Genomic DNA, 19,325 nt, shown 5'->3' on the forward strand with positions numbered 1-19,325 from the left:
TAACGACTAACACCCCGCAGCCAGCAACTATTTTACAACTCCTTTTTCACGCGCGAGCTTCATCACCAGTTCCAGTGCTTCTGCGCGGTCGTTTCGGATGTTGCCTTCGAGGATGGCTTCTTTGATCTGCTCTTTTATTTCACCGATCACGCGGCCCGGTGGCAGGTTGAACATCTGCATAATTTCATCGCCGGTAACGGGAGGCTGAAAATTCCGGATGTTATCCTTCTCCTCTACTTCTTTCATCTTCTGTTCCACCAGGTCGAAGTTTTTGAGAAAGCGTGTCACCTTTTCATTGTTCTTCGAAGTAATATCGGCACGACAAAGCTTCATGAGCGCATCGGTATCTTCACCGGCTTCGAAGAGCAGCCTGCGTATAGCCGAGTCGGTAACTTCTTTTACCAGTGATATAGGACGCAAGTGCAGCTTTACCAGCTTTTGCACGAACAGCATCTTCTCATTCATCGGCAATTTCATTCGGCGAAATATACCCGGCACCATGCGTGCGCCTTTATCTTCATGACCATGAAACGTCCAGCCATGCACTTTGTCAAAACGCTTTGTGGCAGGCTTGGCTATATCGTGCAATATAGCAGCCCAGCGCAACCAAAGATCGTACGACATCACCGATACATTGTCGAGCACCTGAAGTGTGTGAAAGAAATTATCTTTATGTGTTTTACTGCCCACATACTCTACTCCGTGCAGTGCCACCATCTCCGGAAAGAAATGTTTGAGCAGCCCGCTATGGAAAAGTAATTTAAATCCATACGAAGGCACCGGACTGAGAATGATCTTGTTCAACTCATCGGTTACACGCTCCTGCGAAACAATCTCCAGCCGTTCAGCCTGATTGATGATCGCGGCAAATGTATCGGGCTCTATATCGAAGCTTAACTGCGATGCAAAGCGCACGGCACGCATCATGCGCAATGGATCATCCGAAAAAGTAATGGAAGGATCGAGCGGTGTGCGGATCATTTTCCTCTTCATATCCTCCACGCCATTGAACGGATCGATCAGCTCGCCAAATGTTTTTTCATTGAGACTGATGGCCAGTGCATTCATGGTAAAGTCCCTGCGCTTCTGGTCATCGTCCAGTGTGCCGTCTTCTACAATAGGCTTGCGCGAATCGCTGCGATATGATTCTTTGCGTGCGCCTACAAATTCAAGGTCGAGGTCTTCATAACGTATCTGTGCCGTGCCAAAACTTTTATAGATGGTAACATGTACCGAAGGCCCAAGTTCCTGCGCGATGGCTTCTGCGAGCTGTATACCGCTGCCTACGCACACAAAGTCTATATCTTTGGAAGGACGCTCCAGGATCAGGTCACGCACATATCCTCCTACGACATACGTATCTACTCCGAGTCGATCACCTACCCTGCCAATGATCTTGAATATTTTTCGCTCAAGCGAAGAAGCCAGGTTCATGTCACAAATAAATTCAGCCTGCAAAGGTAGACAAACTGTGCCAAAAAAAATTGTTCGCAGAAAATTCGGGCGATGTGCGGCGCCGTTATCAGTTACAGGTTAATCGTTACCATAGTATTCTGATAACAATTAACGGATAACTTTTTGTACAACTAGATTTACGCACCACTCCCAGCACTCGCAGCTATCTACACGTCCGGAGAATTATCGTATCTTCATAAACAAAACAATCGCAATGGATCGCAGAGCTTGCCTTCATCGTCTTTCGGCAGTAGGTTTATCTGCTTTATCATTTTCATGGATGAATGCTGACACTATACTGAAACGAAAAATACCGGCTTCGGGAGAATTGCTGCCGGCCATAGGTTTAGGCACCTGGCAAACCTTTGACGTGGGAAACGACAGCACAGCGCGTGCTCCCCTCAAAGAAGTATTGAAAACATTGGTTGCAAAGGGAGGCACTGTTGTAGACAGCTCGCCCATGTATGGCACATCGGAAGATGTTACCGGTGATCTTTCCTCTGAACTTGATCTTAATGCACGCCTGTTCATAGCAACAAAAGTGTGGACTACGGGAAAAGAAAATGGCATTGCACAAATGAATCGTTCCTTTGCGAAGCTGCAACGGAAAAAGATTGACCTGATGCAAATCCATAATCTCACCGACTGGCAGACACATCTCGCTACTTTACGTGCGTGGAAGGAAGAAGGTCGCATCCGCTACCTGGGCATTACACATTATACAGAGAGTGCCTATACCGCGATCGAAAATAGTATCAAAAACAACGCGGTTGATTTTCTGCAGATCAACTATTCCATGCTTCGCAGAACCGCGGAAGAGCGTTTGTTTCCATTGGCGCAGGAAAAGAATGTAGCCGTGATCATCAACCAGCCTTTCGAAGAGGGTGAATTATTTCAGCGCATAAAAGGCAGAGCACTGCCGGAATGGGCTGCGGAATTTGATTGCCAGAGCTGGGGACAATTCTTTCTGAAATTTATACTTGCCCATTCTGCCGTAACGTGCGTGATACCGGGCACATCAAAACCGCATCACATGGCCGACAACCTGGGTGCAGGCTTCGGAAAACTTCCGGACGAAAATCAACGCAAACAGATGATGCGCGTGATCGGATAAATTTTGAAAATAAATATCCGGAAATCACACGCTAAAAAATTTAATCGACAGTCTGTAAAATTCTTGCAAAAGTTAACACTCTTCGTGCAAAAGGGTCATGGAGAATGTTGGTTTATTCCTTAAATTTAGGGAGACTGAGCCCTAGTTGCCTATGAATAAATCTCTACTGCTACTCTTTTTATTAATCGCATCCACCGCCTTCGCGCAAACACAGCGTATCTCGGGTAAAGTTACTTCTGCTACCGATGGAAGCGAGTTGCCGGGTGTGAATGTTATTGTGAAGGGAACCCCACAGGGTGCCATCACCGATGCTGCCGGTAATTATACGATGGAAATTACTTCCGGTACTACGCTTGTATTTTCATTTGTAGGCTATCGAACACAGGAGGTTCCGCTTGATGCACGACAGGTGGTTGATGTAAGCCTGATTGAAGAATCAACCGAGCTTACCGAAGTGGTCGTTACCGGATACTCTTCTACCGAGAGACGCGAAATTACCGGATCAGTCGCAACTGTAAAAGCCTCAAACTTCAAGGAGATTGCCTTGACGGGTATAGACCAGGCGTTGCAGGGCCAAGCGCCCGGTGTACAGGTTACACAATCATCCGGAACACCCGGTGGTGGTATATCGGTACGCATTCGTGGCAGTACATCGATCAATGCTTCCAACCGGCCGTTGTTTGTGATCGATGGTATCCCTGTTTCTTCCGGCTCGCTTTCACTACGCGAGTTCGGTGGTCAGGATGATAACGCACTCTCACTCATCAATCCCAATGATGTTGAATCTATACAAATATTGAAAGACGCATCCGCGAAAGCGATGTATGGATCGCGCGGTGCCAACGGTGTAGTGCTCATCACTACGAAGAAAGGAAAGAAAGATATAACCCGCATCAACGTGGATGTGCAGCGCGGCATCGTTGATCCGGTTAAAAAGGTAGACCTGCTCAACTCCACACAGTTGCTCACGCTGCAACGGGAAGCCTACACGAATGCCGGTAAGAATCCAGATGCTGCCGGCCTTATACCCGGTGTAACAGATGCCGTTAACACAAACTGGCTCGATGCCATTTTCCGTACGGGCATTATGCAGCAATACCAACTGTCGGCCACGGGTGGTGATGATAACACTACATTCTATATGAGTGGTAACTATCGCAGTGAAGAAGGTGTGCAGCTCAACAACAAGTTCGATCGGTTGAGTGGTACCTTTAATGTAGACCGCAAGTTTACCCCCAAACTCCGCGTAGGCGTAAACCTTACGCTCTCGAAAGCACTCAACAAACGTGTAAAGGGCGACAACTTCTTAGATGGTGTATATTCCGGTGCCCTGAAAAGCCTTCCCTATAACACACCGTATGATGAGAACGGCAAACTCGTAGGCCCAGGTTCAGCGCTTTATGCCGGTTTTCCCAACTTTAATCCTGTAGCCCAGGCGTTGTTGCCGCGCTTCAACACCTCTACGGTAAAAATTCTGGGAAGCATTACCGCCACCTATAAATTCAACGAGTACCTGCAGCTGAAAGTGATGACGGGTATAGATTATAACGATGTAAAAGAAGATCAATTTGAATCGTCACAAACGGCTATCGGGGGTTATCTCTCCAGCGTGGGTGGCAAAGGCTACGGCATCTATAGCACTTCTACGGCCAGTAATTTTACTTCCAACGCTATACTGAGCTATGCCCGCGAAATTAAGGAAGGTCATCACTTCAGTGCGCTGGTAGGATCGGAAGTGCTCTCGCGCTTCACCTCATCATCGAGTGTGCAAGGTCGTTTGTTTCCGAGCGATGACTTCACCTATATCACTTCTGCTGGTATTGTAGACCAGGGAAGTTCGGTGATTGTAAAGGGAGGATTACTTTCTTTTCTTGGCGAAGCCAAGTATGATATTCGCGATACTTATTTATTCTCATTGTCGTTTCGCTCCGATGGTTCTTCACGGTTTGGATCGGGCAACAAGTTCGCCTACTTCCCCGCCCTCTCTGCCGGTTGGCGCATTTCGCAAGAGAAATTCTTTCACTCCGATATTATCAGTGACCTGAAACTGCGCGCCAGTTATGGATTCACCGGTAATCAAGGTATACCTGATTTTGAATACCTGGGAACCTGGACTACCGCCACGTACAATGGCTCTGCAGGTGTAACGCCCGAGAACCTGGCAAATCCGAAACTGCAATGGGAGAGCACGCGCGAGATCGACATCGGTACAGATATATCCTTCCTCGAAGGAAGAATACAGGCCATTATCGATGTATATAATAACAAAACGAGTAAACTTCTCTATGCACAACCTTATCCCTACACCACCGGCTTCGGCAGTGTAACGGGTAACATTGGCAACGTACAAAACAAAGGTATAGAGCTGGGCATTGTGAGTGTAAACCTCGATGGTAAACTGAAATGGCGCACCGAAATAAATCTGTCGAAAAATGTAAACCGCATCACGTACCTGGCAGATAGTATACCACGCCCTGCCGGCTACCAGGCCGAAGGTGCCGGAACTACCAACATTATTAAAGCTGGCGAGCCGCTCGGTACATTCTGGGGCTTGAAATTTCTCGGTGTAGATCCTGCCACCGGCAATGCCATGTATAAAGATGTAAATGGTGACAACAAGATCACACAGGATGATGCTATGGTGATTGGTAACGCACAACCCAATCTGATCGGTGGTATTACCAACCGCTTCACCTATGGCAATTTTGATCTGAATATATTCTTCCAGTTCTCGCTCGGCAATAAAGTGTTAAACCTTACCAGGCAAACACTGGTAAATTCAGGACAAGACCTTACTACCAATCAATCCGTAGATGCACTTCGCCGCTGGCAGAAGCCTGGAGACATTACCGATGTGCCGCGTTATGCCGTAAGCACCGGAGACAATGCCAACTTCAACAATTATGAAAGCAGTCGCCTGATTGAGAATGGATCGTATCTGCGCTTGAAGAATCTTGGTCTCGGATATAATGTAAGTCAGCGTATAGCCGAAAAATTAAAGCTTGATCGCCTGCGGGTATACCTCTCCGCGACCAACCTGTGGACGTATACCAAATACTCGGGCGCTGATCCGGAAGTAAGCACGCTGGATGGATCGACCACCGCACAGGGCATCGACTTCTTTACATTGCCACAGGTACGCACGATCACGATCGGATTAAACGCAACACTGAGATGAAAAGAGTTTTTACATCTATAGCCAAATATATAGTTTTCCCGATGCTGCTGATCGTAGTAAACGCCTGCGATCTGCTCAGTCCGCAGCCGGTAGATAAACAAACGGATAATCTTGTATTGAATGAACCTGGCGATGTGCCGCAGGTAGAGATCGGTTTGTATGCAGCCTTCCGCACCATTATACCCGCTACGGTAATTGCAGGAGACTTTACTGCCGATATGCTGCTACACAACGGCACCTTCTCGCAATACCGGGAGCTTGGCAACAAACAGATCACGTCCACCAATGCATCGGTATCAACCTTGTGGGGCGCGATCTATAATACGATTTATATTGCCAATTTTATACTGGAGAAACTTCCGAACGTTTCCGGAGTGTCTACCACACAGCGCAATAAAGTGATGGGCGCTGCGCACTTTCTGCGTGGCTATGCCTACTTCACCGCGCTCTATACTTTCGGAAGGGTGCCACTGGTATTGACTACCAATATACAAACCAACCTCACGATACCACGTACCTCTACTGACGATATACTTCAACAGGTACTTGACGACTATACTGCAGCGCTAAGCGAATTACCGAAATCGCCCACGAACAGCAGCTATGCCGGAGAATATGCTGTGCGCGCAGCCTTTGCACGTCTGCATCTCTTTCTTGGCAACTGGTCGCAGGCCGAACAGTATGCCACACAAGTGATCGAGTCGGGTAAATATGAGCTGGAAAAAGATTTTGCAAACATTGTAAACAAGGACCAGACCGGAGAATCCATTCTTGAAGTAAGCTATACACTAACGGATGATCCTGGCACCGATGGCAACATTGGTCTGAACAATCTGTTTGTAGGACGCAGAGAAATTATACCCTCCAACGAGGCCGTCATTGCACTGGCTTCTTCAGAATCGGGCGATCGCTTTCAGACCATCCGCTTCAATGCTGCCAACCTGAAAGGTACTGACAACGGCTGGAGTGTTGCCAAGTACGGAACCGCCGATGCCGACAACAACGATGTTGTGGTATTCCGCCTTGCCGAGATGTATCTCATTCGCGCAGAAGCGCGTGCGCAGCTCGGCAATGTTTCCGGAACCGCAAGTGCCCGCACGGATATCAATATACTTCGCACGCGTGCCGATTTTGAAGATGACAACAAAAGTGTTCCGTTGATACCGGAATCCGTAACACAATCGCAGATGCTGAGATTGATTGAAGAAGAACGTGTATATGAGCTCGCATACGAAGGCCATCGCTGGTATGACCTGGTGCGCACCAAACGCGTAACCCAGGTGATGGAAGCCTTTACTTCGAACTGGCGCGATGCCTACGAGTTGTGGCCTATACCACTGCGCGAAATTCAAACCAACAAAGCCCTGGCGGGCGATCAAAACCCGGGCTATTGATCTATGAAATATAGTATAACCATACGATTCAGCGTTCTGCTCTTGTTACTCATGTCGATCGGATGCGAAACGAAGCAAATCCTTTTTAAAGGGCCATACTTTGTTCGTTTCAGTGAAACGGCATCCTTCGCCAAGGAAAGCTATACCCCTGTCATTAAAATAGAAGTACACAACGGCGGGCCGGCTACGAAAGAAGATATCCTGATCAATTATACCATTGGTGGTGATGCACGTGAGAATGTAGACTATAAGATTATCAGCGAACGTGGCACAGTTACGATCAAGGCCGGAGAGTACTTCGGGTATATTGAAATACAGATGATCAACAACGCGAATGATATACTTCGCTCGCAGGATGTAGTCTTTACCCTGCAAAGCGCCAGCGCGGATCGCGCGGTAGGCGAAGGCGAAAGTGCCATTGGCAAAAGCTATACCTTCACCATTTTTGATGATTGTGTGCTGGGCGGTTATTATACCGGCAAGAGCGGAGGCTATAGCGACAATACTATAACCATTACCAGTAGCGACTGCGAAACGTTTACATTATCGAACTGGAACATCAACCCCAATGTATTTCAATCAAGCATTGTGATGGACCTTACGTTTACTGATAATGGTGATAACACCATTACGATTCCGGAGCAGGAAGAACAAAATCTTGCTTCCGATGTGGCCACCATCAAAGGTTCCGGCACCGTAAATCCGATTACGCGTGTAATAAACCTGGAAGTGATCCTGGTGGATCTTGATAATGAAACTATACCCATTACATTAACCCCTCATTAATATGAAAGCGTGCAGTTTGATACTGATTGTTGCTGCGGGATTAAGCCTTTCATTTTCCTGTTCGGAAGAAGTGAAGCCCACACCTTATACCTATACACAGATTTTTACGGGGAAGAACAGCAAGACCTGGCAGATAAAATATTTTGAACAGACAGCAAACGGAAAGGTGACCGGTCGCTTCAATGTTCCCTGTACAACAGACGACAAGTATATATTCCATGCCAGTTCCGAGCATCTGTTTGAAACTGACAGCGGCTCTAAAAAATGCCTTGATCCATCGGAAGATGATACCATCAGCAGCGTATGGACTTTTAACAACTCCACGGCTACTCTTACGATGATCATTCCCCCGCTCTCCACAAATGCCCTCCCCTACATTGTTCGCGAGGCAGACAGCAGCTCGATGGTATTGGAGATATTCTTTGACGAAGCGGGCACAGGAAGTTACCGCATCCATTTTGATTCAATGAGTGAAAACTAGCGTATGAAACGAACGTTACCAATATATATACTGGCGCTGTTCCTTTCGGTAGCAGCCTATGCGCAGCGCCCTGCCAAAAAGCCGGAACCCTGTGCTACCATGGAACAAGACAGTTTGAGTCGCATACGCTTTCCGCAGCGCGGCTCGCTTGACGATTTTGAATATGCTGTGCAGAAAAGAATACATGAGCTGGAAATACTGCAGCAAAGCGGACGCACACAAGCTACCGTAATTACTATACCCGTTGTGGTACACGTAATCCATAATGGAGAAAATGTAGGCTCCGGCACTAACATTAGCCAGGCACAGGTGCAATCGCAGATCGCGGTGCTGAATGAAGACTACCGGAGAAAAATTGGAACACCCGGCTATAACACCAGTCCTGTAGGTGCTGATATTGAAATTGAATTCTGCCTCGCCCCTGTCGATGAAAATGGCGTAGCCATGGCCGAGCCAGGTATAGATCGTGTAAACGGAGGTCAGGCAGACTGGTCGCGTGATCAGATCGAAAACCAATTGAAACCCAGCACCTATTGGAATCCTAATTTATTCTTCAATATCTGGACTGTAAAATTTGCAGCGAGCGATGCCAGCCTTTTAGGCTATGCGCAGTTCCCCGATCAATCCGGATTAGCCGGTATACCTTCGAGCGGGCCCGCGACAACCGATGGAGTTGTGATCCGCTATCAATCCTTTGGCTCTGCTGATAAAGGTACATTTCCGGTAATGCAGGCACCTTATAACAAAGGCCGTACGCTCACCCACGAAACAGGGCACTGGCTTGGATTGCGTCACATCTGGGGTGATGCTGTATGCGGCGATGATTTCGTATCTGATACACCTACAGCGCATACTTCCAACAGCGGTTGCCCTTCGAAAGTAGGATGCGACAATGTAACCCTCGAGATGGTGCAGAACTATATGGACTATACCAATGATGCCTGCATGAACATTTTTACACAGGGACAAAAGACACGCATGCGCGCAGTAATGGATGTAAGCCCGCGCAGAAAAACATTGATTGAGGCAAACCTCTGTAGTCCGATCGTGGCGGAGAAACCTACGGCCAACTTTACTTCCGACAAACAATTTGTATTGCTGGGTGGGGATGTAAACTTTACCGATCTCTCCACCAACTTCCCTACCCAATGGAGCTGGACCTTTGAAGGCGGTGATCCCAATACATCTACTGAAAGAAACCCACGGGTTACCTATACGCTGCCTGGCACCTATAAAGTAACACTGGTGGCCACCAACTCGCTGGGTGATTCTGATCCGTTGGTAATCGATAACTATATCACTGTATCAGAAGAAGGTTTGTGTGGATCGGCCACCAACTTTGACGCCAGCTATACACGATCGGCTATCAAGATGTCAACGCTTGGAAATTATACCGGGTATCTTACCGGCCATAACAGTACGAAGAGCACCGGTGTATCCGAGTTCTTTGTTAACTCGCTGGGCTATTACTACATCAGTGGTGTAAAGATCCGCTTTGCCAAAATATATGCTGCTGATGAAGATGCTACAGCCACGGTTACGGTATGGAATGCCCGCGGCCCGCAAAATGCACCGGCAGCCGTACTGGAAAGAAAAACTATACTCTTGAAACAGATCCAGGAAGATATAGCGCACAACCGTCCTACTACCATTGTATTTGATCGCGAAACACCTGTAAAGAGCAGGCCTTACCAGGTAGGTGTTGAATTTGAATATACATCCGGAGATACAGTGGTTGTTACCTCGTCGGCTAACGGAGAAGCGTTGAACTCTACTTCATGGATACAGGCACAGAGTGGAACGTGGAGTCTCTTCAGCACATCGCTTGGTGCCAACATCGCGATGGATATTGAGCCGCTCGTGGGCATGAATCCATCGGTGCAGGTATCAGCCTCCAGCCAGATGGTATATCCGGGAGAAGAAGTTACGCTGAACGGACATGGCGCCAGTATCTTTGTGTGGAGTGCAGATGATGGTACCGTTAAAAATATACCCGGGCCACAACTTATTGTAACGCCAACCAAGACTACCACCTATCTCACCATCGGGTCCGGTCTTGATCTGTGCTACGACTCAACCTATACCACTATCTACATAAGACAGGATATACTGGGTACTGAAACACAGGATGTGACCAAAGGTATAACGGTATATCCGAACCCTGGCCGTTCGTCATTGAACATACGCATTGAAAATAACTATACTGGCAACGTGGAAGTAAATCTGCAGTCATCCGTTGGTTTGCAGGTGGCTTCACCGTTACAGGTAGAGAAGCATGAACGCACGATTGAAATTCCGCTGGAGACAGCAGCGTTGCGTTCGGGCGTGTACCTGGTGCAGCTGAAACTGGGCGGCCGTATGGTGAGCCAGAAATGGATCAAGCTGGAGTAAAGATTCCGGTTATGGAATTTCCGGGAAAAGAATGAAAAGATTTTAGTACATTTAAATTGACCACTAACCTTCTATATATGCGAAAATTCAGCATGCTTACTTTATCCATCCTGACCCTCGGTGCAGCGGGTGTGATGTTGTCGTCTTGCGGCAAGGATGAACCTACTACGTATCAACTTTCATTTTCAAAGACTACTTACTCTGCCCATGAAAGTGATGGAACTCTCTCCGTTGACGTAACCCTTGACAAAGAAGCCCCACAAGATTTAACTGTTAAGTATACCGTTGCCGGAACCACTACCGATGAAACGGAAGCAACCAACACCGATCCAAAAGACTTTGCCGTAGACGGAGATTTTGGAAAAGTAGTTATCCCGAAAGGGTCAAAGACCGGAACTATCAAATTGGATTTGTATTCCGATGATTTGCTGGAAGATGATGAAACGATTGATCTTACCATCTCATCTGTCGATCCAAGTGCTAACGTGCAGCTCACCACCAACCAGTCAACCGAAATTAAATTGCAGCAGGAAGATGGTATTGTTGTACTGCTCAAATGGCCGGACGCAAGTACTGACGGTGTAGCCGATATGGACTTGCTCGCACGTATGGGTGCTACATCTGCCAGTTATGACGGCATATTAACCGGCTCGGTTTTCAGAGGATATAACTATAACTATGAGTTTGTCTTCATTCCCAAGACATTTATAGGAACATACTTCGGTCTTGACTATACCAATTCCACCTACGGTTTAACGTATACGTATTACGATGGATCATTCGATCCGCTTGCTTTTACAGCAACGTTCATTGAGTTTACCAACGGTGCACTTGAACCTGAAGCAAACCGCGATGTATATAACGGACAATATACCGCTGCCAACAAAAACAAATGGGTAAGCGGAACACCTCCAACGCTCATCGAGCAAACATTTCAGAACGTAGGCGGAAGCTTCACCAATATATCTGATATAACTGTTCCTGAATCCAGCAGCCGTGTAGCTTCAAAAGCCGCCAATACAATATTGAGCAACGGCTCATCAGAAGGTAAACTTCGCGTGGTGACAGTGTTACCAAATCGTCTGAAAGACTTGATTAAGTAAGCCTGAGAATTTCCTAAACAAGAGAGAGGCTGTTCGAACGAGCAGCCTCTCTTGTTTACAGGTGTTAAACAATTAACGGATAAATGAATAACTTATTTTTCTGTGCTATTCTGTGAAATCTGTGGGAAGTAAATGTATTTTGTTCCCACAGATTTCACAGAATTACACAGATAACGTGTAACAACTAACGGATAATTGATAAATCTACTCCTTTATAAATTTTTGAAAATATGTTTTCCTGCCCACCGTTACCTTTATTAAGTATAGCCCCTGGGGCAAGGAGTTAATGTTTATCTCTTCCGTGATCGAATGAGTGGCCAGACTATATTGTTTGTCATACAATAATTTACCTTGAGCATTCACGAAACTTACTTGAGGAATACCTGTTTCGGCAATATCCATTTCAACCCGGACTTTTTCACTTCCCGGATTAGGGTAAACATGAAGATCGCTGTTGGTCAGTCCATGCTCGGTGCCTGTAACGGCAAGTTGTTTTGTTTCACTTGACTGGCATCCTGCATCTGACGTTGCTGTAAGTGACACGCTAAAAGAACCTGCTTTCTTAAATATATGCTTGGGGTTTTCGTCTGTACTGCTGGTACCATCTCCAAAATTCCACAGCCATGAAACTGCTCCTGATGATGTGTTGGAGAAAGTAATGGTATCACCGGCTTCTACATCACCAGATAAAGTAAAGGATGTCGTGGGATTGCTGTTCACCACGGTAGAAAAAGTTTCTGAGGTCGACTTACAACCGAGCGCCGTATCAATAACCGTAATCGAATAGTCACCTTTCTCCGACACCTTAATTGATTGTGTTGTCTCTCCGGTGCTCCATGTATATCCATCGGCCTCTGCTACTGACAGCTGAATGTTTTGCCCTTCACAAAATTTAGAAGATCCAGATGTTATAATCTTTGGATTTGCCTTAACTATAATCTTCGCAGGTACTCTCAGGCTTTCATAACTATGGTCAGCATTGGATACATAGAACGTAGTATCGGCCAGCACCGCTGGCAATGTATATTTATTGCCGGTAAAAAAAGCTTCACCGCCAGTGAAGTCTTTATACCACTTGACTTTGGAGGCACCACTTACGTTTACAACAGCATCGCTTTTATAACAAATCTTGCTATCCAATACCACCGGAAGTGTTGCCTTCAGTGTATAATTATAAACAGAATCGGCATAGCGGGCTGATGTCAGCAGTTCATCCAGGTTATTAGCAGCATGCAAGGCAAAGGCTATCGTTATTTCTTCTCCGGGCTTAATGGTATAGGGCCCGGCAGATACAACGTGACTAACATCATTACCGTTAGGCGCACCTCCCGCGGTGATTTTCTCCTTTAAACCACTCGAGATTGCCGTAAACTTCTCATCATCTGTAAAGCCATCATATAGCCCGAATGGATTACCCGCAATCTTGTTATCATTGTCTATTGCATAATATTGTGGATTTCCGGAGAGCACCTGAATACCGGCATGCGGAACCTCGCCGGATACTTTCGGATAAACATAGCCTATCTTGTTTTTAGCGTTCCACGCTGCTGCATCTTTTTGCCCATTGCCACTAATATCCCAGTCCGCAAACATTCCAAAGTAATAGTTCGTAAGCGCTGTAGCCTGAGGGTTTTTTATTTTGTATTCGAGAATTACAAACTTATCGTAAGGTGCTTCTTTCCAGACAAGGCTCCTGTAACTGATAACAGCAACCTGGTCTGCTGCCGTTTGGGAGTTTGAATAAGAACCAAATATTTCTGATGCCGACCTCTCACCGGGATTGATCTCACTTATTCGATCGAGCGAAACAAAATCCGCATCAAAACCATCATTAATGCCCCGCACATTATTCAGGACAGTAGTTGGCGATGTACCTGTTATGATACCCATCTCATAAAGAATAGAAGCATCATTGAAAACAAAGCCGTTTCCGTTAGCCTGATTTTTTGTGTCTTCGAAACCCAACCGGCCGGCAGCGCTAATGGTTGTTGATATTTTATTTTTATCAATATTCAGATAGGTTTTATTTAGAGTAAAGCTCACAAACTGATAATCACTGTAGGCTCCATCGGTATAGGTAATTAAAAACTCTACCTGCGTATTGGCACCCGTATTGACACTAAGGGAAATTTCAAATGGCTCCGTTTTATTAGATACAGTTGAACCTCCTGCAATAACGCCCGGGTTGATTGTATTTTTAGTGAATTTAATTTTATTGGATACTGATGTAACAGAAATTGAAAGTCCGCTGGAGGTCGACTTGAGATAGTTGGTGAAATCAAAATATAAAAGACCATTCTCGCCCGGACCCGGAACTTTGCCATCTGCTGTAACCAGTCTGGGGTTACTGGCTCGTACAGAAGGCGACTCCATGGTAAGAGCCCGGTATACATCCAGCCTGCCCTTTCCTAATTTATTTTTATAAGCCGCATTGGAAGTATAAAAGGAAGGGTCTGCTGTTACGCGAAGTTGTTCTGCAACCTGCAGGGCACTAAATTCAGGATGTGCCGCCCAAACCAGCGAAGCCGCTCCACAAGTAATGGGTGATGAGAATGACGTGCCATCAACAGCACCGTAGCTGTTATTATAGGCTGTGGTATAAATATCGACTCCGGGTGCCGAAAGATCAACTGTAGTTCCGTAGTTTGTAAAGCTTGCGCGCTTATCGGACGAGTTTGTGGCAGCAACCGAAAGAACATGATTATAAGCTGCCGGATAAGAAGGAGAAGAAGTATCCTCATTCCCGGCTGCGGCAATCACCACGCAATTCAAATCCAGCGTTACATAGTCGATGATATCCTGATCTATCCGACTGGGGTATATACCACCAAACGAACAATTAATAATTTTTGCACCGTGTGTTGCCGCATAATAAATGCCATCGGATGATCGGTACAAGCCTGCATTGGGATCGTTATCAGCAGTGAGCTTCACAAATAAAAGCTTTGTATTAAAACCCACGCCAGCCACACCTATGCCGTTGTTGGCAGTGGCAGCGGCACAACCTGCAACCCAGGCTCCATGCAAAAGCTTTTCTGAACTTACCAAAGGGCTTATAGACGGATTGTTATCGCCGATATAGTCTGATTTGGAAAGATTCAGCGTATCATTTCCTACAAAATCCCATCCCAGGTAATTATCAATATAGCCATCGTTATCATTATCGGTTCCGTCAACCGGGTCAGCCTGATTGTGGTAAACTTTATCAACCAAATCAGGATGGTCAAGATCACCACCAGTATCAACAACGCCAATAACGATATCGCTGCTGCCTTTTGTTATTTCCCAGGCATCAAACGACTTGATCTTGCTTAGATAGTATTGAGAAGAAATAAACGGATCATTCGGAATGTATACCAAATGTTCTTTATACTGTGGCTCAATAATCTCAAAATACCCCGTTGCATACAGCTTGTTTATAAAATCTTCAATAGGCTGGCTGCGATCAAATTGAATCTGGTAATACAAGGACACATCGACATTCGACTGAGATCTCAGCGGCCCGCGTGCCGTGGCCGCAACCGAAGCTGATGCGGCCGGAAGTAAAGGCTTCATGGACGCAACTCCCGGTAAATTAACCGTGGCTGTTCTTCCGTTTGCACTTGGTTGAAATTTACTTTTATACGAATCCTTAATCTTGACGCGGACAAAACCAGTCAGGTAATCAGATGAAGATACTGTCTTGGGCAGACTGAATCTTTTAGCGGGCGCTTTGTTTTGGCCCATTAAAGATACAACGCTCAGTAGAAATACAAGTAAAAAGCAACTCCGCATAAATTTGTTTTCAGTTTAGGTTATTCTCAAATGTATCGGATATTTAATTCTGTAGGGTTTTGAAAAGTATAAAAAACGGGTATAAAATTATTCAGCCAAGATCACTACAACTAAATGCGGTATCATATTTATATATATATACCATTATATATATTACTTCATTAAAATATCTTCGTGTTAAGTATTGGTAAAAAACTGGTTTAGGTACTTTACAGGTAGCCGGAGACTGGATTTAAACAGTAAAAAACTATAAAACAGCCATGGGTAGACAAAAAAGTATTACACGGGCTGCTTCATATTTCCGGGTTATAGATGGAAATATTCATCCCGGACAGGCCCGATATCCCGGCTATGCCAGCGGTTAAATCCGGAATAATGCAATAGCGAATCTGCAACGAAGCATCCGCTGAAACAGCGTTTAGGTATAGTTTTTTTGGGCGTATTGCAGAACACCGTTATCAATAGAATAGTAAATTAGTTTATGACTGTATCACCAAAACTGAAATCAGATATGGAATTTAACCCCAACAACAATATCGTAAAGCTGTGCATTCAAGGCATGATGATGGAAGAGAATGGCAAGCCTGAAGAGGCAGGCAGGCTGTTTCTTCAAGCCTGGGATGAAGCAACAAACGACTTCGAAAAATTTACGGCTTCTTATTATGTCGCCCGGATTCAAAAAAATACTTCTGACAAAATAAAATGGATAGAAACCACTTTACAGCTTGCGCTCCGCTTAAATGACCATACCGTGAAGGCTGCCTTCCCACTGTTATATTCGAATCTTGCTGAAAACTATAAACAATCCGGTGACCTTCTGAATGCTAAAAAGAATGCCGACCTGGCAACCGCATCGATAGAAACGCCTTCAGACGAAGGGCCTTTTTATCACGGAACAAAAGCCGACCTGCAGATCGGCGATCTTCTGGTAGCCGGAAATGTATCTAATTATAAGGCCGAACTTGTTATGAACCACATTTATTTTACCGCTCTGGTTAGCGGAGCAGGGCTCGCAGCTGCATTGGCAAACGGTGATGGTCATGAACGTGTGTATATTGTTGAACCAACAGGCGAATTTGAAAACGATCCGAACGTTACAAATAAAAGATTTCCGGGCAACCCCACACGATCCTATCGCACAACTTCCCCTTTAAAAATCGTTGGCGAAGTAACGGATTGGAAAAAAACAACACCGGAAGAAGTCAAGAAGTGGCGCGAAAAGTTGGCCGATAACAAGGGCGAAATTATCAATTAGAGCCTCGACTAAAGGTGGCTGGCTTCTGCCCTCCAGCAGCTGGCCTCAAGTTACTGGAAAAAGTGGTGCGCATACTTCGAATCAAGGAACACACCACTCTTACTCACGCTCTGGCAGTTCGAAGCTCAAGGCTCGAAGCCATCTCTATTCATACTTCAACGTATCGGCAGGGTTCGTCATGGCTGCGCGCAATACCTGGAAGCTGATGGTGATCAATGCAATGGCAAGTACCACCAAGACCGGCAGCACAAACAATATCCAGCTTAAGGATATACGATAGGTATATTCCTCCAGCCATTGGCGCATGCTGATATAGGCAATAGGTAATGAAAGCGCAGCCGCTATAAATACGAGCCGCATAAAGTCCATTGAGAGCAGCGATACGATGCTATAGATCGAGGCTCCCAATACTTTACGCACACCGATCTCTTTGGTGCGCTGCACGGCTGTATATGACGACAGCCCGATCAGCCCCAGGCAGGATATAATAATAGCCAGCACGGTAAAAATACTGATCACGTTGCCGAAGCGATTGTCATCATTATACTGTCGCTTGTAGCTATCTTCCAGGAAAGAATACTGGAATGAGTTTCCGGGAAAGTATGCTTTATAGGTTCGCTCAATCTCAGCTATAACTTTTTGTTGATCTTCCGTCTTCAGGCGTATGGATGTGGGACTATACGTACTATATACCGGCCGAAAGATCATCGCCTCCAGGGGTTTCTTTAGAGATTCCTGGTGAAAGTCTCCAATCACGCCCACAATCGTCCAGCGTCTTGTGCCGTCATCACCGCCCCAGAAGATTTCTTTGCCGATGGCATCCTGCACGCTGTCTATACCGAGGAGCTTCACAGCATTTTTGTTAACAACCACTGTAGTGAGATCCTCGTAACGCACTTTGTGATCGGTAGGCAGAAATTTACGACCAGCTTCAATTTTAACATCATACGTATCGAAAAAGTTGTAGTCAACACCCAGCACACTCATAGTATAGTGTTGTTCAGAAGGCTGATCGGTGAGCCGGATACCAAAGGCGCGACCTAACCGGTTGCCCGGTATATTATTGGATGTAGTCGCGTTTATAACGCCATCGATCTGCATGAGCGCATGTTTATAATTTTCGATGCGATCGATCGTAGTGGAATCCCACGAAGTCAGCTCCGGACTATCTACGATCATGGTATTATGAATATTTATACCCAGATCAGCATCGTTCATATAGCTTAACTGCCGCGACACAATGATCGTTCCGGTGATCAGCGCTGCAGATGCCGTGAACTGAAACACCACCAATGCCTTGCGAAGAAAATGCCCGCGCGATGAACGTTGAAATTTACCTTTTAACACCACCACCGGCTGATACGATGACAAAATGAAAGCCGGGTAAAAACCCGAAAGCAGTATACATACGATACCAGCCACCACAATTATACCGATTGTCGCAGGGCTCAATGACATCAGCTCTTTCCAGAGTGATAAATTATTTTCCACAATCGTATTGAAGTACGACTGCAGACTCAGCACCAGTATAACCGACACCATGCAAGCCAGCGCTGTGATGAGAGTCGACTCAACTATAAACTGCTTCACCAGCTGCGACTTCAGTGCTCCCATTACTTTGCGCAAGCCCACTTCCTTCGCACGGTCTATCGCCCGCGATGTGGTGAGGTTTATATAGTTGATCCACGCAATGAGCAGAATGAAGAGTGCTACAATGAGCATTGCCCATACAGCTTTGCCATTGGCTGTTTTCGCTATATCATATTCGTAGTCGGAGTATAAATGTGCGTCTTTGAGTGGTTGGAGAAAGAATTTCTCTACGCTTCCCGACACTTTATCGCCCTGAAAATATTTATCACTAAAGGCATCAAACTTTGCTTCCAGTTTTTTATAGTCAGCACCTGGCTTCAGCACCAGATAATGACGCATGTCAGACCATCGCCAGCTGTCATCGGCATCATGATCATCCGGTCGTATCAGCGTTGCATACGATACCAGGCCACCAAACTGAATATGCGAGTTCGCAGGCGGATCCATGCATACACCGGTTACAGTATATGGTTGCGGGTCGAGGCCCCAGTATAAAACTTTACCCAATACGCTGGAGTAATCGCCATCGCCCACACCAAAATATTTTTTTGCAGTGCTCTCCGGCAACACGATGGTATAGGGTGCTTTTAATGCAGTAGTCTTATCGCCTGCCAGCATGGGAAAGGTAAAGACGGACAAAAAGTGTTCGTCCGCAAAATGGCAATAGTCTCCGCGATGATTCACGTTATTTACTTTCACATTCAACTCACCACTGGGCATGATCCGTGTATACATCTCGATCTCCGGATAGTCGCGCGCCATTACCGGGCCGATGGTAGGATACATAATGGTGCCGTGCTGAAT

Annotated in this window: 11 protein-coding genes and 1 pseudogene; 9 read left to right on the top strand and 3 right to left on the bottom strand. The window is 46.0% G+C overall.

The window, feature by feature from the left end:
• Positions 1-27: 27 nt before the first annotated feature.
• Entirely contained in the window at positions 28-1,434 is a 1,407-nt protein-coding gene (locus V7Q33_RS21210) for a CCA tRNA nucleotidyltransferase (protein WP_331983651.1), read from the bottom strand.
• Positions 1,435-1,669: 235 nt separating this feature from the next.
• Here V7Q33_RS21210 and V7Q33_RS21215 point away from each other — a divergent pair, with 235 nt between their 5' ends.
• The 8 genes and pseudogenes from V7Q33_RS21215 (at position 1,670) to V7Q33_RS21245 (ending at position 11,902) form a co-directional block, all read left to right on the top strand.
• Complete coding sequence (locus V7Q33_RS21215; RefSeq protein ID WP_333821187.1) at positions 1,670-2,569, top strand: aldo/keto reductase; 900 nt, start codon at positions 1,670-1,672, stop codon at positions 2,567-2,569.
• Between the two features lie 151 nt (positions 2,570-2,720).
• A complete protein-coding gene (locus V7Q33_RS21220) occupies positions 2,721-5,747 on the top strand; it encodes a SusC/RagA family TonB-linked outer membrane protein (RefSeq protein WP_333821188.1) in 3,027 nt (1,008 codons plus the stop codon).
• Positions 5,744-7,141, top strand: coding sequence for a RagB/SusD family nutrient uptake outer membrane protein (locus tag V7Q33_RS21225; protein WP_333821189.1), 1,398 nt, complete (start codon positions 5,744-5,746; stop codon positions 7,139-7,141). The genes V7Q33_RS21220 and V7Q33_RS21225 overlap by 4 nt, the downstream gene beginning before the upstream one ends.
• 3 nt (positions 7,142-7,144) lie before the next feature.
• Positions 7,145-7,927 carry a hypothetical protein gene (locus V7Q33_RS21230; protein WP_333821190.1) on the top strand — a complete coding sequence of 261 codons (783 nt, stop codon included), beginning with the start codon at positions 7,145-7,147 and terminating at the stop codon, positions 7,925-7,927.
• Position 7,928: 1 nt separating this feature from the next.
• Entirely contained in the window at positions 7,929-8,408 is a 480-nt protein-coding gene (locus V7Q33_RS21235; RefSeq protein WP_331983607.1) for a hypothetical protein, read from the top strand.
• A 444-nt stretch (positions 8,409-8,852) separates the two neighbouring features.
• Positions 8,853-9,392, top strand: a pseudogene (locus V7Q33_RS23475) (M43 family zinc metalloprotease); the annotation flags it as partial.
• A 6-nt stretch (positions 9,393-9,398) separates the two neighbouring features.
• Positions 9,399-10,799: a PKD domain-containing protein gene (locus V7Q33_RS23480; RefSeq protein WP_442946015.1), complete on the top strand. Its 1,401-nt coding sequence runs from the start codon at positions 9,399-9,401 to the stop codon at positions 10,797-10,799.
• Positions 10,800-10,876: 77 nt separating this feature from the next.
• A complete protein-coding gene (locus V7Q33_RS21245) occupies positions 10,877-11,902 on the top strand; it encodes a Calx-beta domain-containing protein (protein ID WP_331983611.1) in 1,026 nt (341 codons plus the stop codon).
• A 204-nt stretch (positions 11,903-12,106) separates the two neighbouring features.
• On the opposite strand, the gene V7Q33_RS21250 is transcribed toward V7Q33_RS21245, so the two are convergent.
• Positions 12,107-15,457 (bottom strand): S8 family serine peptidase, encoded by a 3,351-nt coding sequence (locus V7Q33_RS21250; protein ID WP_333821193.1) that lies wholly within the window; start codon positions 15,455-15,457, stop codon positions 12,107-12,109.
• A gap of 1,060 nt (positions 15,458-16,517) precedes the next feature.
• Here V7Q33_RS21250 and arr point away from each other — a divergent pair.
• Positions 16,518-16,931 carry an NAD(+)--rifampin ADP-ribosyltransferase gene (gene arr / locus V7Q33_RS23485; RefSeq protein ID WP_442946016.1) on the top strand — a complete coding sequence of 138 codons (414 nt, stop codon included), beginning with the start codon at positions 16,518-16,520 and terminating at the stop codon, positions 16,929-16,931.
• A gap of 144 nt (positions 16,932-17,075) precedes the next feature.
• Here the strand turns inward: arr and V7Q33_RS21260 are convergent.
• Positions 17,076-19,325, bottom strand: a 2,250-nt coding sequence (locus V7Q33_RS21260; protein WP_333821195.1) for an FtsX-like permease family protein, incomplete at its 5' end; no start/stop codon positions are given.

This window comes from Ohtaekwangia sp. (genome assembly GCF_036786105.1).
Taxonomy (GTDB): Bacteria; Bacteroidota; Bacteroidia; order Cytophagales; family Cyclobacteriaceae; genus Ohtaekwangia.

Bases quoted from the DNA above. Each gene is read 5' to 3' on its own strand.
- V7Q33_RS21210 (WP_331983651.1), bottom strand. From the start codon at position 1,434: ATGAACCTGGCTTCTTCGCTTGAGCGAAAAATATTCAAGATCATTGGC.
- V7Q33_RS21215 (WP_333821187.1), top strand. From the start codon at position 1,670: ATGGATCGCAGAGCTTGCCTTCATCGTCTTTCGGCAGTAGGTTTATCT.
- V7Q33_RS21220 (WP_333821188.1), top strand. From the start codon at position 2,721: ATGAATAAATCTCTACTGCTACTCTTTTTATTAATCGCATCCACCGCC.
- V7Q33_RS21225 (WP_333821189.1), top strand. From the start codon at position 5,744: ATGAAAAGAGTTTTTACATCTATAGCCAAATATATAGTTTTCCCGATG.
- V7Q33_RS21230 (WP_333821190.1), top strand. From the start codon at position 7,145: ATGAAATATAGTATAACCATACGATTCAGCGTTCTGCTCTTGTTACTC.
- V7Q33_RS21235 (WP_331983607.1), top strand. From the start codon at position 7,929: ATGAAAGCGTGCAGTTTGATACTGATTGTTGCTGCGGGATTAAGCCTT.
- V7Q33_RS23480 (WP_442946015.1), top strand. From the start codon at position 9,399: ATGGATGTAAGCCCGCGCAGAAAAACATTGATTGAGGCAAACCTCTGT.
- V7Q33_RS21245 (WP_331983611.1), top strand. From the start codon at position 10,877: ATGCGAAAATTCAGCATGCTTACTTTATCCATCCTGACCCTCGGTGCA.
- V7Q33_RS21250 (WP_333821193.1), bottom strand. From the start codon at position 15,457: ATGAAGCCTTTACTTCCGGCCGCATCAGCTTCGGTTGCGGCCACGGCA.